The organism is Mycobacterium saskatchewanense (assembly GCF_010729105.1).
GTDB lineage: Bacteria > Actinomycetota > Actinomycetes > Mycobacteriales > Mycobacteriaceae > Mycobacterium > Mycobacterium saskatchewanense.
The window spans coordinates 2,872,073-2,896,784 of record NZ_AP022573.1; the positions used below are offsets into that span (position 1 = coordinate 2,872,073).

Sequence of the window (24,712 nt, forward strand, 5' to 3'; positions counted from 1 at the left end):
GCTGGAGTGCTGTCACCGCGTCCGTGCAGGTCGGAGATGGTGGCCAGGGGCGGGATCGAACCGCCGACCTTCCGCTTTTCAGGCGGACGCTCGTACCGACTGAGCTACCTGGCCGGAAGGCAGTGATTGCCTCGCCGTGCTGGCGACCCTGACGGGACTCGAACCCGCGACCTCCGCCGTGACAGGGCGGCGCGCTAACCAACTGCGCCACAGGGCCTTGCTACTGCTCCGCGTTACCGCGTCGCGTACCCCCAACGGGATTCGAACCCGTGCTACCGCCGTGAAAGGGCGGCGTCCTAGGCCACTAGACGATGGGGGCCAGAACCGAATCACTCCGGGGTACTCGCAACACGTTTACGTTGGAGCCACGTCAGCTTAGGTCAACACGGCCCGAATCCTCAAACGAGCGTCGTTCGGGCCCGCGCACCGACCCAGTATCCTGAACCTTCGCGCCCCTATAGCTCAGTTGGTAGAGCTACGGACTTTTAATCCGCAGGTCCTAGGTTCGAGTCCTAGTGGGGGCACTCAAAATTGCGCATGACCTCGGCTGATGCCCCGGCCACGGTACGCCCATCCTCCCGCTGGGGGCCTGCTGGGGGCGCATTGGAGGCTAACTTCCTCCGGCCCGCGGTGTGCCGACGTTTGTCGGCCAAACGACTTGACTATGCTTCGCAGGATGAGTGTCGATGCCGCCTACCCAAAGGCGCCCGTAGCCCTGGTAACGATGGAAATCCGCCACCCAGCAACGGATTCCCTCACCGAAACTTCGAGCGGCGAGCTCAGACGCCTGCTCACCGACCACCTGCCGATTGAGCGCCAGGCCCAGGACGTCGCGTGGGGCATGGGCGCCGGGGGAAGTCCGACTCCCCAAGCCGAGCGTTTCGTTCGGTACACCAACCGCGACAACACTCTCGCCGCCTCCATGAAGAGCCAGGCGATCACCATCGAGACCACCGCCTACTCAAACTTCGAACAGCTCCTCGAGGTCGTGATGCGGGTCATCGACGCGCGTTCCATGGTGTCGGACATCGTCGGGGTGGAGCGCCTCGGCCTGCGCTATGTGCTGGAGGTGCACGTCCCCGTCGGGGTCGACGGCCGCGTGGAGTGGGCCAATTGGATCGCCGAGCCGCTGCTTGGACCGCAAGGAATCGCCCCGGCCGGGCTCACCTTGACGGAGTGGCAGGGCGCCGCCGTCTACCGGGAGGCCCAGCCGGGCCGGTCGATGATCGTGCGGTACGGCCCGGGTGTGGGGCAAGCGCTTGACGCCAACTACCACCTCCGTCGGACCATGCCCGTCGAGCAGGGTCCGTTCTTCCTGCTGGACATCGACAGCTTCTGGACGCCCACGGGGTCGATCCCCGAGTTCAACCGCAACGCGGTGTTGACGACTTTCCAAGACCTCTACGAGCCGGCGCGCACCGTCTTCCAGGAGATGCTCACCAGCAAGCTGAAGGACGACCTGCTCAACCGGTAGCTCCGGCGGGTCAGCCTGCCTTCTGGCGGAGCACCGCGCTGCTGTAGGTGACGTCGGCGAAGGCCGCCGCGATGTCGTCGTCGGGATAGACGAAGCCGTTGGCCGCGTGCAGCTCCGCCACGGAGTGCGACTCGGTTTCCCAGCCTCGCTGGGTCAGATAGTCGAGGATGTGGCTCCGCTGACCGTGGTAGACGAGGTCGTTCAAGTCGATCTCGAAGCCGAGTTCGCTCATCCGGTCGTGGTGTGCGCGCCACCGCTCGTCGGCGAAAACGGCCGTGTCCGGGACGAACTCGAACGCCAGGCGGCTACCCGGGGCGCTCAACGCGGTGATGTTGTCGAACAGCGCGTCCTGCGCCTCGTCCGGCAGGTAGACCAACAATCCCTCGGCGCTCCACGCCGCGGGGGACTGCGGATCGAAGCCCGCGGACTGCAGCGCCGTCGCCCAGTCGTCGCGCAGGTCCACGGCCACGGTGCGGCGCTCGGCCGTCGGCTGGGCGCCGAGGTCGCCCAGGGTCACGGTCTTGAACTCGATGACCTCGGGCATGTCGACCTCGTAGACGACGGTGCCGGCCGGCCACGCCAGGCGGTACGCCCGCGCATCGAGTCCCGACGCCAGGATCACGGCCTGACCGATGCCGCTCTGCGCCGCCTCCAGGAAGAACTGGTCGTAGAACCTGGTGCGGCAGGCCATGCCGCGGGCCATGCGCTGTGGATCGAACTCCGAGTCACCGCCCACAGGGATCTCGCCGTTCACCAGCCGGACGTAGACGTCGATTCCGACGGCCCGCACCAACGGCGCGGCGTACGGGTCGTCGATCAACTTCTCGTCGGAGGACAGCGCTCGCTGCGCGGCGACCATGGTCGCCGTCGCGCCGACGCTCGTCGCGAGATCCCAGCGGTCACGATCGGTACGCGCCATCGTGGTTTCCTCCCGGCCCAGAGAAATATTGACAAGCGAGTTACTACCACAGGGCGGGCGACCGGGGCGGTCGGGCTACCCTGCGGAATGTCCCCTATGCCCCGGCGGAGGTCGCCGTGACAGATTTCGTCCAGCGCACCATCGACCTGGCAGCGCAAAACGTCGCCGACGGGGGCCGGCCGTTCGCGACGGTGATCGTCCGCAACGGCGAGGTGCTCGCCGAGAGCACCAACAAAGTGGCCCGGACGAACGATCCGACCGCACACGCGGAGATCCTCGCCATCCGCGAGGCCTGCATGAAGCTGGGCACCGAGCACCTCGTCGACTGCACCGTCTACGTGATGGCGCACCCCTGCCCGATGTGCCTGGGTTCGCTGTACTACTGCTCGCCCAGGGAAGTGACCTTTCTCATCACTCGCGAGTCCTACGAGCGGTATTACCTCGACGACCGGAAGTACTTCGAGGTGTCGACCTTTTACGACGAGTTCGCCAAGAGTTGGGACCAGCGACGCCTGCCGATGCGCTACGCACCGCAGGAGTCGGCCGTCGACGTCTACCGGCAATGGAATGAGCGCAACGGCGGACGGCGCCGTTCGACCGTCGTCGCGCCGGACTGAACGACGGCAACACTGGCTCCGCGGGTGATCGTTCGTTACTATCTGCGTATGCATGCAGGTAATAGCGAAGGGCGCTTGCCCGACGACCAGGCCGGCCTGGTGGTCGAGGTGTTCCGGATGCTGGCCGATGCCACCCGTGTTCAGGTGCTGTGGTCGCTGACCAACCGCGAGATGTCGGTCAACGAGCTCGCCGAGCACGTGGGCAAGCCCGCCCCGTCGGTGTCCCAGCACCTCGCAAAGCTGCGGATGGCACGGCTGGTGCGCACCCGCCGGGAGGGCACGACGATCTTCTACAGCCTCGAGAACGACCACGTGCGTCAACTCGTCATCGATGCGGTCTTCAACGCCGAGCACGCCGGGCCCGGCGTCCCGCGCCATCATCGCGGCGAGGGCGAGCTCAAGGCAGTCCGCTCGACATCAACAAAATGACCTACCACCAACACATTTCAGTAGGGAGATGGCAGCATGACCGAACACCACTCACACGACGCCCCGCATGCGCATGCACACCAGCACGGGGACGAGACCCACTCGCACGCGCACACCAGCCATGAGCACGGCCATGTGACCCACGAGCACTCACACGCCCACGAAGGCGGGACCGAGCACACGCACCAGCACGTGCACGAGGCCGGCCTCGAAGGCGTTCACGTCCACACCCACGCCTGACACGGACGTCCCCCGACGGGGCGACTAAGACACGTTGGGGCAGTAATGCTTCGGGTCGTCCCGCTCGTGCAACGGCGGCAGGTTTCGCGCTGGCGTCTGCACCAGCGGCGCGTCATCGGGAATGCGCCCGGCGACACGGTCGACCCCGGCCCGGGCCCGCGGGTGTTTGCGGAACCTGTTGGGTACGAACGCGAAAACGAGGCGGACGACATCACCGAAGCGCCGGTGCAACCATTCGTCGCGGTCCGACCACGAGTAACCCATCAGTTCGCGAACGGGCGGATCGTAGAGCCCCACTGTCACCCAGACGAAAAACGGAGCGAGCAGCTTCCGCTGGGCGGCCCACAACCAGTCCGGAACCCACTGCGCGAACGGCGGTTTCGGCAGTTCGGTCAGATCGAGCACGGCCCGCGCCGCCCAGTTGTTCTCCAACACATTGCGGCACATGTGGTCCCAGTAGACCTGAAATTCCTCCCAGGACGCCGGCACCGGCCGCATGCTCATGCCGTACATCCGGTACCACTCGACATGCTCGTCGAACAGCTGGCGCTTCTGCGCCTCGGTCAGGCCGCCGCAGAACCGCTCGGCCACATGGATGGTGCCGACGAAGAAGGTGGCGTGCGCCCAGTAGAAGACGTCAGGGTTGAGAGCATGGTACCTGCGGCCCTGCTCGTCGACGCCCTTGATGGCGGTGTGGTACTCGCGGACCTCGGCACCGGTGACCGGCGCGCGGTCGCCGTCGAAGACCACTCCCCCGATCGGGTACAGCGAGCGCAGCAGTCGCTGCCAGCGCTCGATGAAGAACGTCGAGTGGTCGATCACCGCCGCGCCCAGTTGTGGGTGCATGTTCTGCATGGAGCCGGCCCACGGGCCCTGCAGCATGCCACGCCAGTCCCCGAAATACCGCCAGGTGAGCGACTCGGGGCCAAGAGGAGCGGGCGGCGCCTCGTAGCCCAGGGGCGCCACCGGGCAACCACTGGAGACGCCGCCGGAATCGCCGGACGCTGCGCCGCTGGTCCGTGGGCACGCGGCGGACGTATCTTGAGTCACTATTGAATCCCCGTACTCGACAAATCTGACTACGTACGTTGTCAGTTTCTAGCTTAGGAGCGATGTGCCGACCGGTCAACGACGGAGCCGTTGGACCGGCGTCCCCCTGGAGAGTCGCCTTGCCCTCCGTCGGGACAACCTGATCGCGGCGGGCGTACAACTGCTCGGCAACGACCGCGGCCCCGCGCTGACCGTGCGCGCGGTGTGCCGCAAAGCCGCGCTGACCGAGCGGTACTTCTACGAGAGCTTTTCGGATCGGGACGAATTCGTGCGTGCGGTCTACGACGATGTCTGCACACGGGCGATGGATACCCTCACGCTGGCGAAAACCCCACGGGAAGCCGTCGAACAATTCGTCGAGCTCATGGTCGACGACCCCGTGCGGGGCCGCGTGCTCCTGCTGGCGCCGGCGGTGGAGCCGGTGCTGACGCGGTCGGGCGCCGAGTGGATGCCCAACTTCGTCGACCTGCTACAACGCAAGCTCTCGCGCATCGGCGATCCAGTGCTGCAGAAAATGATCGCGACCAGTTTGGTCGGCGGCATGTCGAGCTTGTTCACCGCCTACCTCAACGGCCAACTCGGCGCGAGCCGCAAGCAATTCATCGACTACTGCGTCGGAATGCTGTTCACCACGGCCGCCCCTTATGTCCCCTCGCCCGAGCCCGGGATAACCGAGTAGGGCGTTTCAGGACGTTTCAGGGCGTTTCGGGGCCGCCCATTTCGGCAAGCCGAGCATGAGGGCAGAGCTCGCCGGCGGGCCGCGAACCGCCGCCGCAAAATCGCGCCGTGCCACGCGGTGCGGAAACTTGATGCTACTGGCAGGCACAGATATATTGACTGCTACCCGCAGACACAGATAACTGGAGGGGCCCCATGTCAGCCCAGCTGACCGACCTACAGCTGTTGCACGAACTTGAGCCGGTCGTCGAGAAGAACCTCAACCGGCACATCACCATGCATAAGCCCTGGAATCCGCACGACTACATCCCGTGGTCCGACGGCAAGAACTACTACGCCCTCGGCGGCCAGGACTGGCACCCCGAGGAGAGCAAGCTGTCGGACGTCGCCCAGGTGGCGATGGTGCAGAACCTCGTCACCGAGGACAACCTTCCGTCGTACCACCGCGAGATCGCGATGAACATGGGCATGGACGGCGCCTGGGGCCAGTGGGTCAACCGGTGGACCGCCGAGGAGAACCGCCACGGCATCGCGCTGCGCGACTATCTGGTGGTGACCCGCGCGGTCGACCCCGTCGAGCTCGAAAAGCTGCGCATCGAGGTCGTCAACCGCGGCTTCAGCCCGGGGCAGAACCACCAGGGCGACTACTTTGCCAACAGCCTCACCGACTCGGTCCTCTACGTCAGCTTCCAGGAACTCGCCACCCGGATCTCGCACCGCAACACCGGCAAGGCCTGCAATGACCCGGTCGCCGACCAGCTGATGGCGAAGATCTCGGCTGACGAAAACCTGCACATGATCTTCTACCGCGACGTCAGCGAGGCCGCGTTCGAACTCGCCCCCAACCAGGCGATGAAGTCCCTGCACCTGATCATCAGCCATTTCCAGATGCCCGGCTTCCAGGTGCCCGAGTTCCGGCGCAAGGCCGTGCTGATCGCCGTCGGGGGCGTCTACGACCCGCGCATCCACCTCGACGACGTCGTCATGCCGATCCTGAAGAAGTGGCGCATCTTCGAGCGCGAGGACTTCACCGGTGAGGGCGCCAAGCTGCGCGACGACCTCGCGTTGCTGGTCGAAGAACTCGAGCAGGCCTGCGACAAGTTCGAGGTCTCCAAGCAGCGCCAGCTCGACCGGGAGGCCCGCACCGGCAAGAAGACGACGGCCTTCGAGCTGCACAAGACCGCAGGCAAGCTGGCCATGAGTCGCCGGTAATTCGCCTTGCGCATCGGTTCGATCACGCTCGCCAGCCCGGTCGTGCTGGCCCCGATGGCGGGCGTAACCAACGTCGCATTCCGCACGCTGTGCCGCGAATTGGAGCAGTCCAAGGTCGGCACGGTCAGCGGTCTGTATGTCTGCGAGATGGTGACCGCACGGGCGCTCATCGAGCGCCACCCGGTCACCATGCACATGACGACGTTCGCGCCGGACGAGTCGCCGCGCTCGCTGCAGCTCTACACCGTCGATCCGGCGACCACGTACGCCGCCGCGCGGATGATTGCCGACGAGAACCTGGCGGACCACATCGACATGAACTTCGGCTGCCCGGTGCCCAAGGTGACCAAGCGCGGGGGCGGGGCGGCGCTGCCGTTCAAGCGGCGCCTGTTCGGGCAGATCGTTGCCGCTGCGGTCCGTGCCACCGAGGGCACCCGCATACCGGTGACCGTCAAGTTCCGCGTCGGCATCGACGACGAACACCACACCCACCTGGACGCCGGCCGCATCGCCGAAGCCGAGGGCGCGGCCGCGGTGGCGCTGCACGCGCGCACGGCGGCGCAGCGGTACTCCGGCACCGCCGACTGGGAGCAGATCGCGCGGCTCAAGCAGGAGGTGCGCACGATTCCGGTGCTCGGGAACGGCGACATCTACGACGCCAGTGACGCGCTGGCGATGATGGCCAGCACCGGATGCGACGGCGTCGTCATCGGGCGTGGTTGCCTCGGCCGCCCGTGGCTGTTCGCCGAGCTGTCGGCGGCGTTCACCGGTAGCCCGCCCCCCACACCGCCCACGCTCGGCGAGGTCGCCGACATCGTCCGCCGGCACGGCGAACTGCTCGTCGCGCATTTCGGCGAAGACAAGGGCATGCGCGACATTCGCAAGCACGTCGCCTGGTACCTGCACGGCTTCCCCGCCGGATCCGAGCTGCGCCGGGACCTGGCGATGGTCAAGACCCTCGATCAGCTCGACTCCCTGCTGGATCGGCTGGACCGCACCGTCGCGTTCCCCGATGCGGCGACCGGGCCGCGGGGACGGCAAGGCTCGCCGGCGCGCGTGGCCCTACCCGAGGGGTGGCTGGCTGACCCGGACGATTGCACCGTGCCGTCGGGGGCGGACGTGATGCACTCCGGCGGCTGAACCGCAACGCTGTCGAAATCGCGTCCGCGCCGATAACTCAGTACGATGTGGGCCTTGCTGCATCGCGCTTCGATGGGGGATCCGAGCGGGCCGCCACGCGAGCGCGAAACGCCGCGCGACCCGCGGCTGGTACTGAGAGATGTGCGCGCGGACGCCCCGACGTCCGGGAACCTTGCATGAGAGTTTCGGAGGCGGATAGGACATGGGTGACGGCGGGCACGACGCCACTCTTGACCGTCAGCGCGCATCGGGCGCCGGTAACGGCGAAGCTCCGGGCCCGCAGCCCACGGTGGCCGCTCCGTGGGAACGGTTCGCCGAGCCATCGGTCGACCACGACCTGCACCGTTGGCAGGCCGAGCCCGTCGCCGACACCCCCGCCGGGCCGGTCGAACCCGAGGCGACCGACGCCGAGAAGGCCGGGTGTCACACCGACGGCGCGCTGACCGTCGCGGAGCTGATCGCCAAAATCGGCGCCCCTGCCCCTAAGCCCTCCGGCCATCGCCACGTGACCGCTGACGAGGACCCGGCCGCGGACGCTCCGGAGGTGCCGGTCGAGCTACAGGACACCCAGGTGATCGACGCGGTGCCCTATTCGCTGGCCGTCGTCTCGGAGCTGCCCGACCTCGGCGCGGTCAACTACCCGGGCGACGACGAGCCGGAAACCGACCAGGCCAGGCCTCGCCGGGGATTGAGGAAATGCGATCGGCGGTCGTCACCTCCGGGCGCATCCGACAGCGCCGATGCGCAGCCCGGCCACCGCCGCCGTCCCATCCTGATCGCCGGACGGTCTCTTGCGGCCCTGTTCGCGGTCCTGGCCGTGGCCATGACGGGCGGAGCCTGGCAGTGGAGCACGTCGAAGAACGCCCGACTCAACACGATCAGCGCGCTCGACCCGCATTCGGCCGACATCCGCGACCCGGGTGGCCAGTACGGTGACGAGGACTTTCTGATCGTCGGCATGGATTCCCGGGCCGGGGAGAACGCCAACATGGGCGCCGGGGACAGCGACGACGCCGGGGGCGCCCGGTCGGACACCGTGATGCTGGTGAACATCCCGGCAAACCGCAAACGGGTCGTCGCGGTGTCTTTCCCGCGCGACCTGGCCATCACGCCGATCCAGTGTGAAGCGTGGAACCCCGACACCGGCAAGTACGGGCCCGTCTACGACGAGAAAAGGGGCACGTTCGGGCCGAAGATGGTCTACACGGAGACCAAGCTGAACTCGACCTTCTCCTTCGGCGGCCCGAAATGTCTGGTGAAAGAGATCCAGAAGCTGTCCGGCTTGAGCATCAACCGGTTCATCGCGGTGGACTTTGCCGGCTTCGCCCGCATGGTCGACGCACTCGGCGGCGTCGAGGTGTGCACCAAAACCCCGCTGCACGACTATGAGCTGGGCACCGTCCTAGAACACGCGGGACGGCAGGTCCTCGACGGGCCAACGGCGCTGAACTACGTCCGTGCCCGTCAGGTCACCACGGAAACCAACGGTGATTACGGACGTATCAAGCGTCAGCAGCTGTTCCTGTCGTCGCTGTTGAGGTCCCTCATCTCCGAGGAGACCTTGTTGGATCCCAACAAGCTGAACAACGTCGTCAACCTGTTCATCAGCGACACCTACGTGGACAACGTCAAAACCAAGGACCTGGTCGAGCTCGGGCAATCGCTGCAGGGCATGGCGGCCGGGCACATGACGTTCGTGACCGTGCCGACCGGGGTGACCGACCAGAACGGCGACGAGCCGCCGCGGATGGCCGACATGCGGGCCCTCTTCGACGCCATCATCAACGACGACCCGCTTCCCGAGGAGAACGACCAGAACGCCAAGCCGCTGGGCGGCACCAGCCCGAGCTCAGGTCCAACGAAGGCGCCCACCACCAAGGCGACGCCCAGTCCCGCTCCCGAAGCCCAGCACGAGCAGGTCACGACGACCACGCCGGGCGAGGTCACCGTGCGGGTATCCAACGCGACCGCGCAGAGCGGTCTCGCGGCCAACGCGACGAGCCAGCTCAAGCGCAACGGCTTCAACGTGATGACGCCGGACGATTACCCGAGCTCGGTGAATACGACGACGGTCCTGTTCTCGCCGGGCAACGAGCAGGCCGCGGCCACGGTGGCGTCCTCGTTCGCCAACGCGAAGGTTCAGCGGGTGTCCGGCTACGGGCAGGTGGTCCAGGTGGTGCTCGGCCCCGACTTCAATGCGGTGGCCGCCCCCGCACCCAGCGGGTCATCGATCAGCATGCAGATCGAACGCGGCGCCGGCAGCGCCCCGGTCAAGCTCCCCGAGGACCTCACGGTCACCAATGCCGCCGACACCACCTGCGAGTAGCCGACTTTCGCCGCTGGACTGCCCTTTTTGGGCGCGAAGAACGTAGGCTTGGCGATATGCGGACCGCTTATCATGAGCAGCTCGACGAGTTGTCCGAGCGGCTCGGCGAGATGTGCGGGCTCGCCGGGATCGCCATGGAGCGCGCCACCCAAGCCCTGCTACAGGCCGACCTCGTGCTGGCCGAGCAGGTCATCACCGACCACGAGAAGATCGCGACACTGAGCGCCCGCGCCGAAGAGAGCGCGTTCGTGCTGCTCGCGCTGCAGGCGCCGGTCGCCGGCGACCTCAGGTCCATCGTGAGCGCCATCCAGATGGTCGCCGACATCGACCGGATGGGCGCGCTGGCGCTGCACGTCGCCAAGATCGCGCGCCGGCGGCACCCCCAACATGCGCTGCCCGAAGAGGTCAACGGCTATTTCGCCGAAATGGGCCGAGTCGCAGTCGATTTGGGAAACAGCGCGCAAGAGGTCGTACTGTCCCGCGACCCCGAGAAGGCCGCACGGATCCGCGACGAAGACGACGCCATGGACGATCTGCACCGGCACCTGTTCTCGGTGCTGATGGACCGGGAGTGGAAGCACGGCGTTGCGGCCGCGGTCGACGTGACGCTGCTGGGCCGCTTCTACGAGCGCTTCGCCGACCACGCCGTCGAGGTCGCGCGGCGCGTCATCTTCCAGGCGACCGGCAGCCTTCCCGAAGACGACGCCAATCCCGCGTCGCGGTAGCCGCTCAGCCGAAGCGGCCGGAGATGTAGTCCTCCGTCGCCTTCTGGCTCGGGTTGGAGAAGATCTTCTCGGTGTCGTCGAGCTCAACCAGGCGGCCGGGCTTACCCGTGGCCTCCAGGTTGAAGAATGCCGTCATATCGCTCACCCGTGCGGCCTGCTGCATGTTGTGGGTCACGATGACGATCGTGTAGTTCTGTTTGAGCTCGCTGATCAGGTCCTCGATGGCCATCGTGGAGATCGGGTCAAGCGCCGAGCATGGCTCGTCCATCAGCAACACGTCGGGTTGGACGGCGATGGCCCGCGCGATGCAGAGTCGCTGCTGCTGACCGCCCGACAGCCCGCCTCCGGGCCTGTCCAGGCGATCCTTGACCTCGTCCCACAGGTTGGCCCCGCGGAGTGACTGTTCGGTCGTCTCTGCGAGCAGCTTGCGGTTGCGGACACCTTGCAGCTTCAACCCGGCCACCACGTTGTCACCAATCGACATGGCGGGGAACGGGTTTGGCCGCTGGAACACCATCCCGATCGCGCGGCGCACCCCGACGGGGTCCACACCGGGGCCATAGATGTCCTCGTCGTCGAGCAGCACGCTGCCCTCGACCCGCGCGCCGGGGACCACCTCGTGCATCCGGTTCAGGGTGCGCAGCACGGTCGTCTTGCCGCACCCCGACGGGCCGATGAAAGCCGTCACACTGCGGGGCAGAACCGACAGCGTCACATCCGCTACGGCCTTGAACGACCCGTAGTAGATGTCGACGCTCTTGAGGTCCAACCTCTTGGCCACTTGATGCTCCTGCCTAGTGTCGGCGCCATCCATGTCAGCGCGCCCCGATCCCGATGGTGGCGCTCACCAGGATGAGGCCTGGCGCGTCCTCTCACAACCGATGGCGCCGCGTATCGGTCACTGCATCGCGTCGATGGCAGTGACGAGCCGCTGCTTGACATTATCTGGCAGCGGAACATAACCCGCCGACGACAGGGTGGCCTGCCCGTCGCCGGCGGCCGCGGTGAGGAACGACTTGACCGCGCCGGCGGTATCAGCGTCGTAACCCTTCGAGCAGACGATTTCGTAGCCGGCCGGGACCAACGGATAGGCGCCCGCTTCCTGACTGCTGTACATGGGGTTGAGGTCCAGCACCAGGTCGTCGCCGTCGGCGACGAACGTGGCAGCCCTGACGCCGGCGGCCGCCGTCTCATCGGTGAGCGGAATCACACCGCCGCTGGTCGCGATCCGGGCGTAGGGCACGCCGGCCTGGTCGGCCAAACCCTTCTCGACGTACCCGAGCGCACCCGGGGTGGCGCGCACGGCCGCGACGACCCCATCCGACCCGGGCGCGCCGTCACCGACGCCGCCCAGGAAGTCGGTGCCCACCCCCTTGGCCCAGCTCTGCGGCGCCGCCGCGGTCAGATACTTCTGCACGTTGTCGGTCGTCCCCGACGAGTCTGACCGATAGATCGGCACGATCCTGGTGTCGGGCAGCGCTACGCCGGGATTGAGCGCCGCCAGGATGGAATCGTTCCAGGTCGTGATCCGGCCGGTGAGAATCCTGGCCAGGGCATCGCTGCTGACCACCAAGCCCGGGACGCCCGGCAGGTTGTAGACCAGCGCGACGGGCTCGAACACGACGGGCAGGTCCCACGCCGGATTGCCCTCGCAGCGTTTGGCGGCCGGTCCGATCTGATCCGCCACCAGCGGCGAGTCCGACGCCGCGAAATCGACGTGGCCGGCGATGAACTGCTCACGACCGGCACCGGAGCCGGTGGCCTTGTACGAGACGCTCTTGGCCGCGCAGTACTTGCCCCACACCTGGTTGAACATGGCGAGCGCGTGCTGCTGGCCGGTCGACCCTTCGGCGGTCAGGGTGTTCTTGCCGCCGCAGGCCGGCGGCCCAACGGATCCGGGCGCGGCCGTCAGCGAGGCACCGCGCCGGCTCCCGTCGATCCCGCACGCCACCGTCGTCCCGCCGCCGAGCGCCATCACCAACGCCAAAACCGCGGGGGCCAGCGCCCTACCCTCCCCAACGAGTCTCACCGATCTCGCTTCCTGACACATCCCGGACGAATGCGGCGCACCGGCCACCCCGAGGGAGGTAGCCAAGTCACGGCGAAAGTATGCGCCGGCGCGCCCGGAACGGCTCGCTCAACCGCTGACCGCCGCCGCGTACGCGGTGTCGACGCTGAAGGTGGTGAAGCCCAAGCCCTCGTAGGTGCGCACCGCGGCGGCGTTGTCGGCCTCCACGTACAGCATCACGGTCGGTTCGGGCGATCCCGCGAGCCGGTGCGCCAACGAGGCCACTCCCACCGCCGTCAGCGTCTTTCCCAGGCCGAGGCCCTGCGCCGACGGGTCGACGCCCACGACGTAGACCTCACCAAGGCCCGGCTGGTCGAGGTGGATCTTGGTCCAGTGGAAACCCAGCAGCCTGTCCGCCCCGTCGCCGGCGCCGAACGCCAGAAACAGGCCCTCCGGGTCGAACCACGGTTCGCCGCGCCGTTCCATCAAATCGGCCTCGGTCCAGCCGCCCTGTTCGGGATGTCTGGCGAACGCGGCATTGTTCACACGAAGCAGTTCGGCGTCGTCCTGGGTGCCGGCGTACGTACGAATCCGAACCCCGGGTGGAGGGGAACCCGGGTCCGGGCTGTCGCGCAGCGACCGTCGCATCTGGAGCAGCTCGCGAACCGGAACCAGGCCCAGCGCGGAAGCGGTAGCCCGGGCGGCCTCCAGCGTGCCGTGCGCCCAGAACCGGTTGCTCCCAGCGGTCCTGGCCGCCGCCGCACGTGCCAACGCCGCGCCGAGGCCGCGCCGGCGCGCCTGCGGGTGGACCACCAGCTCCGCCATGCCCGCGCCCCCGTCGTGCGGCGGGCTGAGGTTGAGGTACCCGACGACCGCGTCTTCCCCGGCACCCTTGGCCAGCAGATGGCTTGTCCGGTCATGCGCCAGTTCACGCAGGACCTGTTCGCCGACGGGCGCGACTCCGTCGAATTTCGTTGCCGCCGTGATCAATTCGCGCACTTCCCGCTGCTCGTCGGCGGTCAGGGCGCAACGCCACTCGGGCGAGGTCACTGACTGCGTAACGGGTCAACCAGTGGATCCCGCAGGTCCATCGGCTCGGAGTCGTCGGCGTCCACGTCGTCGGGGTCATCGGGCTCAGCGATCGGCGCCCGTCCCCGTGCCGGCCGGACCGCCTTGTAACCCACGTTGCGCACCGTGCCGATCAACGCCTCGTATTCGGGCCCGAGTTTGGCCCGCAGCCGACGCACGTGCACGTCGACGGTCCGGGTACCGCCGAAGAAGTCGTAGCCCCACACCTCGTGCAGCAGTTGCGCGCGAGTGAACACCCGGCCCGCGTGCTGGGCCAAATACTTGAGCAGCTCGAACTCTTTGTACGTGAGGTCGAGCGGGCGTCCCCGCAGCCTCGCGGTGTAGGTGCCTTCGTCGATCACCAACTCACCGAGGCTCACCTTGCCGGCGCTCTCCTGGTCCGCCAGGCCGCCGCGGCGGCCGACGACCAGCCGCAGCCTGGCGTCGATCTCGGCCGGCCCGGTGCTGGGCAGCAGGATTTCGTCGAGACCCCAATCCGCGCTGACGGCCACCAAGCCGCCCTCGCTCACCACCGCCAGGACAGGGACGGACCGCCCGGCCGTGCTCAATAGCCGGCACAGGCCCCGGGCCGACGACAGGTCGGTGCGCGCATCGACCAACACGGCATCGGCGGTGCCGGCCTCCAGCAACGACGACGGCTCTGGGGGTGCCGTCCGGACGGTGTGCGGAAGTAGCGACAACGACGGCAGGACCGGGTCCGGATGCAACTCCGCGGTCAGCAGTAACAGCTCCAACTAAGGCCCCTCCAGCTCGTGGGAAAGGCGTATCCCAATGGTTGACGCAATCACGCGTTAGTGGCCAGGTCATCTAACGATAACGTGTGACCAGGCCGTTGGCCCGATGTAAAGGCAAGTGTGAGCCCGGCCACGGGGTGGTCCGAGCGCAGCGACGGCAATGAGTTGCGCCACAATGTGCGGGTGCGAAAAGTGCCGATCCCGGTGCTGGCGGCGGCTATCGCCGTGGCCGTGCTCGCCGTCGCCGCCGTCGGCGTCGACTACGGGACCAGCATCTACGCCGAATACCGGCTGTCGTCAACCGTCCGCAGGGCGGCGAATCTGCGGTCCGACCCGTTCGTCGCGATCCTCGCTTTCCCGTTCATTCCCCAGGCGATGCGCAACCATTACAACGAGCTCGAGATCAAAGCGAACGCGGTCGATCACGCGGTCGTCGGGAAGGCCACGCTCGAGGCGACGATGTACTCGGTCGACCTGACCTACGCGTCGTGGCTGATCAGGCCCGATGCGAAACTGCCGGTGGGCAAGCTGGAGAGCCGGATCATCATCGACTCGATGCATCTGGGCCGCTACCTGGGGATGAACGACCTGATGGTCGAGGCGCCGCCGCAGGAGACCAACGACGCGACCGGCGGGACAACCGAGTCCGGGATCTCCGGCAGCCACGGCCTGGTGTTCAGCGGAACACCGAAGTCGGCCAATTTCGACCACCGGGTCAGCGTCTCGGTGGACCTTTCCATCGCCCCCGAGGACCAGGCGACGCTGGTCTTCACGCCCACGGGCGTCCTGATGGGACCCGACACGGCCAACCAGAAGGTCCCGGACGACAAGCGCGATGCGGTGCTGCGTGCGTTCACGCTCAGGCTGCCCGATCAGCGACTGCCGTTCGGCGTGGCGCCGACCTCCGAGGGGGCGCGCGGTTCCGACGTGATCATCGAGGGCATCACGCGGGGAGTAACGGTGACCCTGGAGGGGTTTAAGCAGTCATGACCACTGTCGCCGTCACGATCGTCGCCGCCTTCGTCGTGGCAACCCTTGCCGGCTGGTTGATGACCCGGCGCTCCGGCCGCATCCGGGAAGTGCAGGCCGCACCGGCCGGCGACTCCGACACCGCCGAACTGGGCCTGTCCCGCAGCGGCCCGACGGTGGTCCACTTCAGCGCCCCGTGGTGCGGACCGTGCGATCGGGTTCGCCGGGTGGTCGACCAGGTTTGCCACGACCTCGGCGACGTCGCCCACCTCGAAGTCGACCTCGATGCCAACCCGGCGGCCGCCCGACGCTTGTCGGTGCTGTCGCTGCCGACCACGTTCATCTTCGACGTCGACGGACGGCAGCGGTACCGCGCGTCGGGAGTGCCCAGGGCGGCCGACCTGCGGTCCGCCCTGGAACCGCTGTTGGCTTGACGACAGGGGTATTGGGTAAGCTTGCCGCGTGCCAACCCGTCTTGAGCCCTCGCTCACCCAGCGTCGCGCAGTCGATCTGTGCCGCATGGCGGGTTGTTGTTGTTGCTGTAGCTGCTGAGCCGCCACGCCCTTCTGCGTCGCGCTCGGAGCAGCCTCGGAGTACCCGGTGGCGTGCCCCCCCACCCCTTTCCGTGCAACAGGCATATTCAAGGAGCAATCACGTGCCCAACAACGACACCACCAGAACTAACCCGGCCCTCGTCGACGTCCGTGGACCACGGTTCGCCGCATGGATCACGACCGCCGTGCTCGTGCTCGCGCTGATCGTCTCGGCCGTCAGCCCGCCCGCGGCCGCGGTCATTCTCGCTGTCCAGGCGGTGATTTTCGCCATCGGCGCCGTCGCGGGTCCGCGCCGTCATCCGTACGGGCGGATCTTCGCCGCGCTCGTCGCGCCGCGGCTGGGGCCCGTCAAGGAGCGCGAACCCGTGCCGCCCCTGAAATTCGCCCAGCTCGTCGGCCTCGTCTTTGCAGTCGTTGCCGTAGCCGGGTTCGCATCGGGCGCCTCCCTGATCGGCGTCATCGCCGCGGCCGCCGCCCTGGTGGCCGCGTTCCTGAATGCCGCCTTCGGCATCTGCCTGGGCTGCCAGATCTATCCCCTGGTGGCCCGCTTCCGCCGCGGCCCCCAACCCGCATAGACCGCCCACCCGCGGCTCAATGAAGTGATCGAAAGGAATCCCCACCATGGCTCGCTCCGACGTCCTGGTCTCCCCCGACTGGGCTGAGAGCAATCTCGACTCCGCCAAAGTGGTCTTCGTCGAGGTCGACGAGGACACCAGCGTGTACGACCTCGGGCACATCCCCGGCGCGGTCAAGCTGGACTGGCGTGATGATCTGCAGGATCCGGTCAGGCGCGACTTCGTCGACGCTCAGCAATTCTCGAAACTGCTGAGCGAGCGCGGCATCTCCAACGACGACACCGTCGTCCTCTACGGGGGCAACAACAACTGGTTCGCGGCCTACGCGTACTGGTATTTCAAGGTCTACGGCCACTCTCAGGTCAAGCTGCTGGACGGCGGCCGCAAAAAATGGGAACTCGACGGCCGGCCCCTCACCAGCGACGCCGTCACCCGGCCCGCGACCTCCTACACGGCGGCCGCCCCGGACAACACCATCCGGGCGTTTCGCGACGAGGTGATCGCGGCGATCAACGTCAAAAACCTGGTGGACGTCCGTTCCCCCGACGAGTTCTCCGGCAAGATCCTGGCACCGGCACACCTGCCCCAGGAGCAGAGCCAGCGGCCGGGCCACATCCCGGGGGCGATCAATGTCCCGTGGAGCAGGGCCGCGAACGAGGACGGCACCTTCAAGTCCGACGAGGAGCTGGCGAAGCTGTACGCCGCCGCCGGTCTGGACGATTCGAAGGAGACCATCGCGTACTGCCGCATCGGGGAGCGCTCGTCGCACACCTGGTTCGTGCTGCGCGAATTGCTCGGGCATCGGAATGTCAAGAACTACGACGGCAGTTGGACGGAATACGGCTCCCTGGTGGGTGCCCCGATCGAGTTGGGAAGCTGATTATGTGCTCTGGACCCAAGCAAGGACTGACGTTGCCGGCCAGCGTTGACCTCGAGAAGGAGACGGTGATCACCGGACGCGTCGTGGACAGCGACGGCCAAACGGTGGGTGGGGCGTTCGTGCGGTTGCTGGACTCGTCGGACGAGTTCACCGCCGAGGTGGTCGCCTCCGCGACCGGCGAGTTCCGGTTCTTCGCCGCGCCGGGTTCCTGGACCCTGCGCGCGCTGTCGAGGGTCGGCAACGGCGACGCCGTGGTGACTCCGTCCGGCGCCGGCATCCACGAGGTCGACGTCAAGGTCGCCTGACCGACCGGGGATGTGCCTCGGAGCCGCGCGGGACGAATAGACTCGTTGCCGTGGTGCTGTTCTTCGAGATCATGCTGGTCGTGTCCGTCGTGGTGATTTCCTGGTTCGCGTTGTACACGCTCTACCGGCTCATCACCGACGAATCGTGACGGCCGACGAGGACTCCGAGGGATCGGTGGGCTCGCCCAGGTCTGGCGACCGTGCGGTGGCCGCCGCCGCCGAACGCGCCAAGGTGACCGCGGCCCGCAACATCCCGGCCTTCGACGATCTGCCGGTTCCAGCGGACACCGCGAACCTGCGCGAGGGCGCCAGCCTGAACGACGCGCTGCTGGCCCTGCTGCCACTGGTAGGCGTGTGGCGCGGGGAGGGCGAGGGCCGCGCGCACGACGGTGACTACCGGTTCGGCCAGCAGATCGTGGTGTCGCACGACGGCGGCGACTACCTGAACTGGGAAGCCCGGTCCTGGCGGCTCGACGACAAAGGCCAGTACCAGCAACCCGGATTGCGCGAGACGGGGTTTTGGCGCTTCGTCAACGACCCCGACGATCCCACCGAATCCCAGGCCATCGAGCTGTTGCTGGCGCACTCGGCGGGCTACGTCGAGTTGTTCTACGGACGGCCGCGCAACCAGTCGTCGTGGGAGTTGGTGACCGACGCGCTGGCCCGTAGCCGGTCGGGCGTGCTGGTCGGTGGCGCCAAGCGGCTCTACGGCATCGTCGAAGGTGGTGACCTCGCCTACGTCGAGGAACGAGTCGACGCCGACGGTGGCCTGGTACCGCACCTGTCGGCGCGGCTGTCCAGGTTCGCGGGATAGGCCCCGCTCCCCCTTCCTGCGTGTACTGTTTCGTCGTCCGAGCAGCCGAGTTCCGCGCCGTCGCAGAAAGGTAAGGTCGGCGGATGGGTCGCACGAGGACGCCCTCGCCCGCCCCCCGCTGGGTGGCAACCGGGACCAGCCTGCTCCTCATCGCCTATCTGGCCGCGCTCGCGCTGCGGCCATCCATCGTCGACAGTCTGCCGAGATGGCTTGCATGGTTCGGCCGGCCGGGATCGATGCCGACGCTCGCGATCGTGGTGACCGTGCTCGTCGTCGCGTGTGTGCTGACGTTCAGATCCGGCAGCAGTCACCGCATGGTGGGGGTTTCCTTCACCGTGATTGCTGTGCTCATCAGCATGAGCGCTGTGTTGGGCATGACCTCCTACTGGGGCTGCCACGACGCCAACCATCCGGCCTTCTTCACCCCGCTGATGGCGACGGCGCAGTTGGTCAAGGGCAGCACCAGTGACTTCTCGGTGGGCGGGCGCACCTGCCCGAACCCCACCCCGGTCGGCCTGGAACTCGCCCGGATCGCTGCGCTGTCCGCCATCTTCACCGGTCTGGGCGGTGTGGTGGTCGGCGTCTTCCGATCCCAGGTGGACCGGCTGAGGGCCAACCTCGCCGACTCCGCCACCGTCGTCGTCGGGGTAGACGACGACACCCAGTCGCTGATCAGCGGCGTCGCGCGAACCCTCGACCGCCGCGGCACCCTGGTCGTCATCACCGGCGCGGGCGACGACCGCGTCCAACGCGCCCGCCGGCAAGGCGCCCGGGTGGTGCTGGTGGACTTCGACAATCCGGAGACGCTGGTGTCGCTGCGGCTGTGGCGCCACCTCTCCCGGCTGTATCTGATGGCGCCCGACCCGGCGATCAACTTGTTGTGGCTAGACCTGATCAGTCGGCGGCTCGCCGAGGTCGGACACAAGCGGCGGCTGCCCCTCATCGTGCGGATGGACGACCCGTGGCTGGCCGAGGCGTGGCGCGCCCAGCAGTTCGGCGGCTCCGACACCCGGTGGGCCGCCGACGTGGTGGGCAAGTACGAGGTGACGGCCGCCCGGCTGCTCGACGGCATCATCGCGGCCGGGCAAATCAAGCGCGTATTCATCTGCGGCACTTCGCAATTGACCCTCGCGCTGTGCGCCGACCTGACCCGGCGCGCGCTGGAACGCGACTTCTACACCCCACCCGGCGCCGTCCCGCTGCCGGCGCTCACCCTCGTCGAGAAGGATGCCGAGGAGTATCTGCGGGATCACGAGTTCTACCGGCAGCAAGCGGGATTCATGTCGGAGGGCCCCACGATCGACGCGATCGGCGAGGTGCCGACGATACCGGCCCTGCTCAAGCTGATCGGTGAGGGCCATCCGGCAACCAGCGCGGTCATCCTGGTCGACGTGCACGCCGCGACGACCGGCACGCGGCTGGCCGCCCGCTTCCCCGAGATGCTGGTGTACGTCTCGGACCTCAACACCAACCTCGCCGACGACTCTGTCCAGGTCGTCGGCATGCTGCAGTCCTACTCCCTGGTGCTCGACACCCGCGAGGGTCAGGTCCAGGACGCCTGGGAACGCGCGGCGCGGCTCATCCACGAGCGGTACGTGTCGACGATCGACGCCGCGGCGCCGCGGTCGCCGGCCACGCAGCCCTGGGCGGAGCTCAGCGAGTTTTATCGTGGGTCCAATCGGCGCCAGGTGCGCAACGCCCTGTGGATGGTGGAACAGATCGCGGGACACACCTGGAACACCTGGGGCGGCCCGCCGGCGCAGTTGTCCGGGCACGACATGGCGGGATTGCCACCGCTGGAACAACTTGCGCTGATGGGCTTCGATCGGAACTCCGCGATGAGCATGGCCCAGGCGGAGCACGAGGACTGGTGCCGCTACTACCGCCGCAACGGCTGGAAGTACGGTTCGCCCCGCGACGACTCACGCAAGATCCACGACAAGTTGGTCGACTGGTCGGTGGTGCAGAGCACGCCCGACATGCTCAACGCCGCGGTGCGGAGCCTTGCGGGCACGCTGTGGAGCCTGCGGCAGCTGGGCTTTCGGTCTCGCCCGCTGTGGCGGTCGTTCGCCCGGGTCGGGACGGTCACCGCCGAACAGCACGCCACGGCCTGGACGTGGACGTCGGATTCGGGGCACACCATGCGCGCCGGCGCCGGCGACTGGGCGGTGCACGAAGACGGGAAGGTGTGGTCGGTGCGCGACGACATCTTCCGCGAGACGTACGAGCCGGCCGGTGACGGGCGATGGCGGAGGAAGGGCAGGGTCCAAGCGCGACCGGCCCAGCCCGGCGAGACCGTCAATACCCTGGAGGGCCCCGCGACGGCGGCCGACGGCGACTGGATCGTGCGCGGACAGCAGGGTGAGCAATGGCCGGTTCCCGGAGACGAATTCGCGCGCCGCTACGCCGAATACGAGCCGCCCGCGGAAGCGGGCGTTCCCGGTGGCAGCGAATGAAATCCGCGAGCCGATGGGCCTGGACACTGATACGGTATCGGCGCATGTCCAATAGCCGCATGCAGGGTTTCGCCCCGTTCGTTCGCTCCCGCTCAACCTAGGAGACTGCGATGCCGCTGTTCATCAGCTACTCGAGCCAGGACAGGTCGACGGTCGACGCCCTGACGACCGCCCTTCGGCGCGCCCAACAGCAGGTGTGGTTCGACCAAGAGCTCGGCGGCGGCGAGTCCTGGTGGAACAAGATCCTCGAGCAGATCCGCTCGTGCGACGTGTTCCTCGTCGCGCTCTCGAACAACTGGCTGCAATCGAAGCCGAGCCAGGCCGAGCTGCGCTACGCCCGCGCGCTGAACCGGCCCATCCTGCCCGTGCAGATCGGCGACATCGACAGCATGCGGGTGAATCCCCTGGCCACGTTGCAGATCATCGACTACCGGAAACCGACCGTTGACGCGGGCATTCAACTGGTCACGGCGGTACACGCCCTGCAAAGCTCGCCCGTGCCCTTGCCGGATCCGCTGCCCGAAGAGCCCGCGGTGCCGTTCGGCTACATCACGCGGATGGGCAACACCCTGTCCGAAAAAGAACTCAGCCCCCAGCAGCAGACGCAACTGCTGATCGAGCTCCGCACCGGGTTCGACGAGGACGGGGACGACCCCAGCGCCCGGGGTGACATCGCCCAGCTGCTGCGCATGCTGCGCCTGCGGCACGACGTGACCTACCGGACCCGGACCGAAATCGACAACGTGCTCGCCGAGATCGAGGCAAGGGACAAGTCGGCGGGCGCCCCCGAGACCGCCCCCGAGGAGGCGCCGACTCAGCGGGCCGCGGCGCCATCGCCGGCCCCGCGGCCCGCTTCGGCCGCTTCGCCGGCCGCCGCCCCGGGTGCGTCCGGCGGCGCGGCGACGAAAGGCGGGTCGAACAAGCGCCTGGTCGTCATCGGCGGCGCCGCCGCGGCTGCGGTGGCAGCTATCGCGATAGTCGTCGTGTTGGCCACCCAGGGCGGCAACACCAAGCCAGCCCCGAAGGCCAGCCCGAGTCAGACGCCCAGCGCCGCCACTTCAGCGAATCCCACCAAGCTGGACTCCTACCTCCTCGATCCCGTCGAGGTCGGCACGATCGTCGGTGAGCAGAACATGGTCGTCTCGGACAGGGTCGACCAGCTGCGGACGTCCCGGGGCAAGCTGTCCAATCCCGACTGCATCGGCGCCTACGAACCCATCGAGGACGCGGCGTACACCGGCGCGGGCGGCTTCGTCGGGGCCCGCGGGCAGGCCGTGCACTCGGCCGGGGAGAACCCGGCCCGCCGGGCGTTCGAATCGGTGGCGACCTTCGCGTCGGCCGACAACGCCCGTGCCTTCGTCGACGCGTCGGCGGAGAAGTGGAAAGCCTGCGCCGGGCAGGCGGTCACGATGGCGGTCGGCGGCAAGACGTACGCGTACACCTTCGGCGAGGTCACCGGGGCGGCGCCCAAGATCGCGCAGGAGAGGGTTCCGACGGACGGTGGCGACCGGACGTGCCACCACGTGTTGCACGCGGCATCCGAGGTCGTCATCGACGTGTTGCTGTGTGGGGTGGACGTCGCGCCCGGTGAGGCGGGACGGATCGCCGAGCAGATATCCGGCCGGGTCGCGCAGCAATAGCCGGGTCTCTTCCCGGGTCGTGACATGGGACGGCCCCCGAGCAAAGCTCCAGGTTGGACAGACCGGAAGCTCGGGGGCCGGGTGACTGCGGGGAATTCGCCAGCGCAATTGGCCGGGTCTTCCGAGTCACTGCTGCTAGCGCGCAGCCACCTCACATGTCCATGAAGCTATCAATTCGCGGACCACCTCCTTCCTTGTGTACGGCCGACCGTACCCGTAATCGGGCAAGGCGACAACACAATTCAGCGGTCAGCGATCGCTGACGATCGCCGAGTCGACCAGCTCCGCGAAATCTGCGGCCATCGGCGAGAACGACAGTCGCCGCCCATCGAGCGTGTGCACGCGAGCGGCCAGGGTCATGCTCGATACCAGCCAGATCCCTTGAGCGGCATGGAGGTCCGGGATCCGCAGCGAGCGGTAGTCACAGTCATAGCCTTTGGCGCGCGCCACCTCGAATAGCGCCTGCTGGGTGGTACCCCGAAGGATCGGATACCACGGCGGCGGCGTCACCAGGCACCGACCGCCCCCTCCGGGCTCCGGCGCGGTCGCGATCACCACCGTCGATCGCGGGCCCTCCAGCACGTAGCCGTCCGAGCTGACGAAGATGACGTCGCCGGCGCCCTGCCGGTCGGCGTGCCGCAACGCGGCCATGTTGACCGCGTAAGAGAGGGTCTTGGCGCCGGAGAGCAACCACGGCATCGCGTCGGCACCGGTGGCGGACAACCCGCGGTCCAGCGTGATCGCCGCGATCCCGTCGCGCCGTACCGCCGCCACGCGCTCCGGGACGGGGGTGACCATCACGTAGGCCGTCGGCGCAGAGCCGCCCTCGCGCCCGCGGCTGTAGATGAGGCGCATTGCGCCTTCGCCCGTCGTGCGGTCGGCCCACTGCCCGGACGCCACACCGATCGCTTGTCGCCAACTGTCGCGGTCCGGGGCAGGCAGATCCATCGCTTTGGCCGACTGGGTCAACCGCTGCAGGTGCGATTCCACCAGGCAGGCCGCGCCGTCGCGGACCAACAGTGTCTCGAAGACGCCGTCCCCCCGAACCACCGCGAGGTCGTCTGCGTACAGCAACGGCACATCCGGCGGATGCAGTTTGCCGTCCAGGGTGACGATCACGCCCATCTCGCCTGCCATGAGATGGCAGCCTAGTGGCGACCACGACGTGACGGTCTCAGGGACGAATCACCGATTCATCATCCCCGGACCCATCATCCCGGGACCCATCGTGTCGCAGCCCATCATTCCCCGCATCGCCGCCGGCATGCCGTCACGCACGAACCCCGTCACCTCCTGTGCGTGCGCCCGGATGGCATCGGTCAGCGCGGGATCATCCGAGGTCTCCTCGGTGATCACGCCGTCGGGCGTGAGAGTCATGACGCGGCGGTAACCCCCGGCCCGTCGGAACAGCGTGGGCAGGCTGGCGCTCGCACACATCACCTCGGTGCCCTGGTCGAGTCGCGCGTACATACTCGAGACGTGCGCTTGCAGTTGCGCCACCAGGTCGGGTGCACTCGATCTGGTGGTGGTGCGCACCCCACCGGGAATCTCGTCGACGCTGCGGGCGATCTCGGTGTGCCGCCGGAACATCTCGGCGTAGCGCATCATGTCCGCGTGGCCGACGCCCATGCAACCGTCGTGATCCGCCAACCGCACCTCCGGGATCGGCCACTTCACGACCCCCCTCAGCAGGTAGCCGAAGACGGCCGCCCCACCTCCCGCACCGAGGGCGGCCAGGGCGGCCCGCCGCGTCAAAGCCCCCATGGCGAATCCCTTCCTTCTTGGCGCCGACGCGGATCGCCCCGGATCGCGCAGCGGTGTCCCGTCGGCAAGAGCCCTGCCAACCAACACGGTACCCCACCCAGGGAGGGGTAGGGC

General features: G+C 67.7%; 26 protein-coding genes and 4 tRNA genes. 19 read left to right on the plus strand and 11 right to left on the minus strand.

Features of this window, described 5'->3' with window-relative positions:
* Positions 1-37: 37 nt before the first annotated feature.
* From G6N56_RS13345 to G6N56_RS13355, 3 genes are all read right to left on the minus strand, one after another.
* A tRNA-Phe gene (locus G6N56_RS13345) sits at positions 38-114 on the minus strand.
* A gap of 26 nt (positions 115-140) precedes the next feature.
* A tRNA-Asp gene (locus G6N56_RS13350) sits at positions 141-217 on the minus strand.
* Between the two features lie 29 nt (positions 218-246).
* A tRNA-Glu gene (locus tag G6N56_RS13355) sits at positions 247-319 on the minus strand.
* A gap of 132 nt (positions 320-451) precedes the next feature.
* Here G6N56_RS13355 and G6N56_RS13360 point away from each other — a divergent pair.
* Together G6N56_RS13360 and G6N56_RS13365 are read left to right on the plus strand one after the other, a co-directional pair.
* Positions 452-524: transfer RNA gene (locus G6N56_RS13360), tRNA-Lys, on the plus strand.
* 140 nt (positions 525-664) lie between these two features.
* Positions 665-1,474, plus strand: coding sequence for a TIGR04255 family protein (locus G6N56_RS13365; RefSeq protein ID WP_085255765.1), 810 nt, complete (start codon positions 665-667; stop codon positions 1,472-1,474).
* Positions 1,475-1,484: 10 nt separating this feature from the next.
* Here the strand turns inward: G6N56_RS13365 and G6N56_RS13370 are convergent, their stop codons facing one another.
* A complete protein-coding gene (locus G6N56_RS13370) occupies positions 1,485-2,393 on the minus strand; it encodes a class I SAM-dependent methyltransferase (protein WP_085255764.1) in 909 nt (302 codons plus the stop codon).
* Between the two features lie 116 nt (positions 2,394-2,509).
* On the opposite strand from G6N56_RS13370, the gene G6N56_RS13375 reads away from it, so the two are divergent.
* Genes G6N56_RS13375 through G6N56_RS13385 form a run of 3 tightly spaced genes read left to right on the plus strand, consistent with a single transcriptional unit; the run spans position 2,510 to position 3,679 of the window.
* Positions 2,510-3,010 (plus strand): nucleoside deaminase, encoded by a 501-nt coding sequence (locus tag G6N56_RS13375; RefSeq protein WP_085255763.1) that lies wholly within the window; start codon positions 2,510-2,512, stop codon positions 3,008-3,010.
* Between the two features lie 48 nt (positions 3,011-3,058).
* A complete protein-coding gene (locus tag G6N56_RS13380) occupies positions 3,059-3,439 on the plus strand; it encodes an ArsR/SmtB family transcription factor (protein WP_085255762.1) in 381 nt (126 codons plus the stop codon).
* 36 nt (positions 3,440-3,475) lie between these two features.
* On the plus strand, positions 3,476-3,679 hold the full coding sequence (locus tag G6N56_RS13385) for a zinc transporter Slc39a7 (RefSeq protein WP_085255761.1): 204 nt from the start codon (positions 3,476-3,478) through the stop codon (positions 3,677-3,679).
* Positions 3,680-3,703: 24 nt separating this feature from the next.
* Here G6N56_RS13385 and G6N56_RS13390 read toward each other — a convergent pair whose 3' ends face one another.
* Complete coding sequence (locus tag G6N56_RS13390) at positions 3,704-4,729, minus strand: oxygenase MpaB family protein (protein WP_085255760.1); 1,026 nt, start codon at positions 4,727-4,729, stop codon at positions 3,704-3,706.
* A gap of 64 nt (positions 4,730-4,793) precedes the next feature.
* Between G6N56_RS13390 and G6N56_RS13395 the strand changes: the two genes are divergently transcribed.
* The 5 genes from G6N56_RS13395 to phoU all read left to right on the plus strand — a co-directional run bounded on the left by G6N56_RS13395 (position 4,794) and on the right by phoU (position 10,810).
* Complete coding sequence (locus G6N56_RS13395) at positions 4,794-5,408, plus strand: TetR/AcrR family transcriptional regulator (RefSeq protein WP_142280598.1); 615 nt, start codon at positions 4,794-4,796, stop codon at positions 5,406-5,408.
* Positions 5,409-5,602: 194 nt separating this feature from the next.
* Positions 5,603-6,619, plus strand: a complete 1,017-nt coding sequence (locus tag G6N56_RS13400; RefSeq protein WP_085255759.1) for an acyl-ACP desaturase — start codon at positions 5,603-5,605, stop codon at positions 6,617-6,619.
* Positions 6,620-6,625: 6 nt separating this feature from the next.
* Positions 6,626-7,759, plus strand: a complete 1,134-nt coding sequence (gene dusB, locus G6N56_RS13405) for a tRNA dihydrouridine synthase DusB (protein ID WP_085255758.1) — start codon at positions 6,626-6,628, stop codon at positions 7,757-7,759.
* Positions 7,760-7,961: 202 nt separating this feature from the next.
* Positions 7,962-10,085, plus strand: coding sequence for an LCP family protein (locus G6N56_RS13410; RefSeq protein WP_085255757.1), 2,124 nt, complete (start codon positions 7,962-7,964; stop codon positions 10,083-10,085).
* Positions 10,086-10,141: 56 nt separating this feature from the next.
* Positions 10,142-10,810 carry a phosphate signaling complex protein PhoU gene (gene phoU / locus G6N56_RS13415; protein ID WP_085255756.1) on the plus strand — a complete coding sequence of 223 codons (669 nt, stop codon included), beginning with the start codon at positions 10,142-10,144 and terminating at the stop codon, positions 10,808-10,810.
* A gap of 4 nt (positions 10,811-10,814) precedes the next feature.
* Here phoU and pstB read toward each other — a convergent pair whose 3' ends face one another.
* The 4 genes from pstB to G6N56_RS13435 form a co-directional block, all read right to left on the minus strand.
* Positions 10,815-11,591 (minus strand): phosphate ABC transporter ATP-binding protein PstB, encoded by a 777-nt coding sequence (pstB, locus tag G6N56_RS13420; RefSeq protein WP_085255755.1) that lies wholly within the window; start codon positions 11,589-11,591, stop codon positions 10,815-10,817.
* A gap of 117 nt (positions 11,592-11,708) precedes the next feature.
* Positions 11,709-12,839, minus strand: coding sequence for a phosphate ABC transporter substrate-binding protein PstS (gene pstS, locus G6N56_RS13425; RefSeq protein WP_232069292.1), 1,131 nt, complete (start codon positions 12,837-12,839; stop codon positions 11,709-11,711).
* Between the two features lie 108 nt (positions 12,840-12,947).
* On the minus strand, positions 12,948-13,868 hold the full coding sequence (mshD, locus tag G6N56_RS13430; protein ID WP_085255753.1) for a mycothiol synthase: 921 nt from the start codon (positions 13,866-13,868) through the stop codon (positions 12,948-12,950).
* Positions 13,865-14,641, minus strand: coding sequence for a winged helix-turn-helix transcriptional regulator (locus G6N56_RS13435; RefSeq protein WP_085255752.1), 777 nt, complete (start codon positions 14,639-14,641; stop codon positions 13,865-13,867). Before G6N56_RS13435 ends, mshD begins: the two co-directional genes overlap by 4 nt.
* 177 nt (positions 14,642-14,818) lie before the next feature.
* Here G6N56_RS13435 and lmeA point away from each other — a divergent pair, with 177 nt between their 5' ends.
* The 9 genes from lmeA (at position 14,819) to G6N56_RS13475 (ending at position 22,834) form a co-directional block, all read left to right on the plus strand.
* On the plus strand, positions 14,819-15,631 hold the full coding sequence (gene lmeA / locus G6N56_RS13440) for a mannan chain length control protein LmeA (protein WP_085255892.1): 813 nt from the start codon (positions 14,819-14,821) through the stop codon (positions 15,629-15,631).
* Positions 15,628-16,044 (plus strand): thioredoxin family protein, encoded by a 417-nt coding sequence (locus G6N56_RS13445; protein ID WP_085255751.1) that lies wholly within the window; start codon positions 15,628-15,630, stop codon positions 16,042-16,044. The genes lmeA and G6N56_RS13445 overlap by 4 nt, the downstream gene beginning before the upstream one ends.
* Before the next feature lie 28 nt (positions 16,045-16,072).
* Positions 16,073-16,162, plus strand: a complete 90-nt coding sequence (locus G6N56_RS29785; RefSeq protein ID WP_408632678.1) for an Ms5788A family Cys-rich leader peptide — start codon at positions 16,073-16,075, stop codon at positions 16,160-16,162.
* A gap of 103 nt (positions 16,163-16,265) precedes the next feature.
* A complete protein-coding gene (locus tag G6N56_RS13450) occupies positions 16,266-16,739 on the plus strand; it encodes a DUF4395 domain-containing protein (RefSeq protein WP_085255750.1) in 474 nt (157 codons plus the stop codon).
* Between the two features lie 46 nt (positions 16,740-16,785).
* Positions 16,786-17,619 carry a sulfurtransferase gene (locus tag G6N56_RS13455; protein ID WP_085255749.1) on the plus strand — a complete coding sequence of 278 codons (834 nt, stop codon included), beginning with the start codon at positions 16,786-16,788 and terminating at the stop codon, positions 17,617-17,619.
* Between the two features lie 2 nt (positions 17,620-17,621).
* Positions 17,622-17,924 carry a DUF1416 domain-containing protein gene (locus G6N56_RS13460; protein WP_085255748.1) on the plus strand — a complete coding sequence of 101 codons (303 nt, stop codon included), beginning with the start codon at positions 17,622-17,624 and terminating at the stop codon, positions 17,922-17,924.
* A 145-nt stretch (positions 17,925-18,069) separates the two neighbouring features.
* The gene (locus tag G6N56_RS13465) at positions 18,070-18,738 is read left to right on the plus strand and encodes a heme-binding beta-barrel domain-containing protein (RefSeq protein WP_085255747.1); all 669 of its coding nucleotides are present in this window, start codon (positions 18,070-18,072) and stop codon (positions 18,736-18,738) included.
* Positions 18,739-18,821: 83 nt separating this feature from the next.
* Positions 18,822-21,194, plus strand: coding sequence for a hypothetical protein (locus G6N56_RS13470; RefSeq protein ID WP_085255746.1), 2,373 nt, complete (start codon positions 18,822-18,824; stop codon positions 21,192-21,194).
* A gap of 110 nt (positions 21,195-21,304) precedes the next feature.
* Positions 21,305-22,834, plus strand: coding sequence for a sensor domain-containing protein (locus G6N56_RS13475; RefSeq protein ID WP_085255745.1), 1,530 nt, complete (start codon positions 21,305-21,307; stop codon positions 22,832-22,834).
* A 249-nt stretch (positions 22,835-23,083) separates the two neighbouring features.
* On the opposite strand, the gene G6N56_RS13480 is transcribed toward G6N56_RS13475, so the two are convergent.
* Positions 23,084-23,953, minus strand: coding sequence for an aminodeoxychorismate lyase (locus G6N56_RS13480; protein ID WP_142280611.1), 870 nt, complete (start codon positions 23,951-23,953; stop codon positions 23,084-23,086).
* 66 nt (positions 23,954-24,019) lie between these two features.
* Positions 24,020-24,598, minus strand: a complete 579-nt coding sequence (locus tag G6N56_RS13485; protein ID WP_085255743.1) for a hypothetical protein — start codon at positions 24,596-24,598, stop codon at positions 24,020-24,022.
* Positions 24,599-24,712 lie beyond the last annotated feature (114 nt).

Excerpts from the sequence above, each read along its gene's own strand:
- G6N56_RS13365 (WP_085255765.1), top strand. The coding sequence starts at position 665 with ATGCTTCGCAGGATGAGTGTCGATGCCGCCTACCCAAAGGCGCCCGTA.
- G6N56_RS13470 (WP_085255746.1), top strand. The coding sequence starts at position 18,822 with ATGGGTCGCACGAGGACGCCCTCGCCCGCCCCCCGCTGGGTGGCAACC.
- G6N56_RS13380 (WP_085255762.1), top strand. The coding sequence starts at position 3,059 with ATGCATGCAGGTAATAGCGAAGGGCGCTTGCCCGACGACCAGGCCGGC.
- G6N56_RS13445 (WP_085255751.1), top strand. The coding sequence starts at position 15,628 with ATGACCACTGTCGCCGTCACGATCGTCGCCGCCTTCGTCGTGGCAACC.
- G6N56_RS13385 (WP_085255761.1), top strand. The coding sequence starts at position 3,476 with ATGACCGAACACCACTCACACGACGCCCCGCATGCGCATGCACACCAG.
- G6N56_RS13400 (WP_085255759.1), top strand. The coding sequence starts at position 5,603 with ATGTCAGCCCAGCTGACCGACCTACAGCTGTTGCACGAACTTGAGCCG.
- G6N56_RS13370 (WP_085255764.1), bottom strand. The coding sequence starts at position 2,393 with ATGGCGCGTACCGATCGTGACCGCTGGGATCTCGCGACGAGCGTCGGC.
- G6N56_RS13485 (WP_085255743.1), bottom strand. The coding sequence starts at position 24,598 with ATGGGGGCTTTGACGCGGCGGGCCGCCCTGGCCGCCCTCGGTGCGGGA.
- phoU (WP_085255756.1), top strand. The coding sequence starts at position 10,142 with ATGCGGACCGCTTATCATGAGCAGCTCGACGAGTTGTCCGAGCGGCTC.
- G6N56_RS13460 (WP_085255748.1), top strand. The coding sequence starts at position 17,622 with ATGTGCTCTGGACCCAAGCAAGGACTGACGTTGCCGGCCAGCGTTGAC.
- G6N56_RS13455 (WP_085255749.1), top strand. The coding sequence starts at position 16,786 with ATGGCTCGCTCCGACGTCCTGGTCTCCCCCGACTGGGCTGAGAGCAAT.
- G6N56_RS13475 (WP_085255745.1), top strand. The coding sequence starts at position 21,305 with ATGCCGCTGTTCATCAGCTACTCGAGCCAGGACAGGTCGACGGTCGAC.
- G6N56_RS13410 (WP_085255757.1), top strand. The coding sequence starts at position 7,962 with ATGGGTGACGGCGGGCACGACGCCACTCTTGACCGTCAGCGCGCATCG.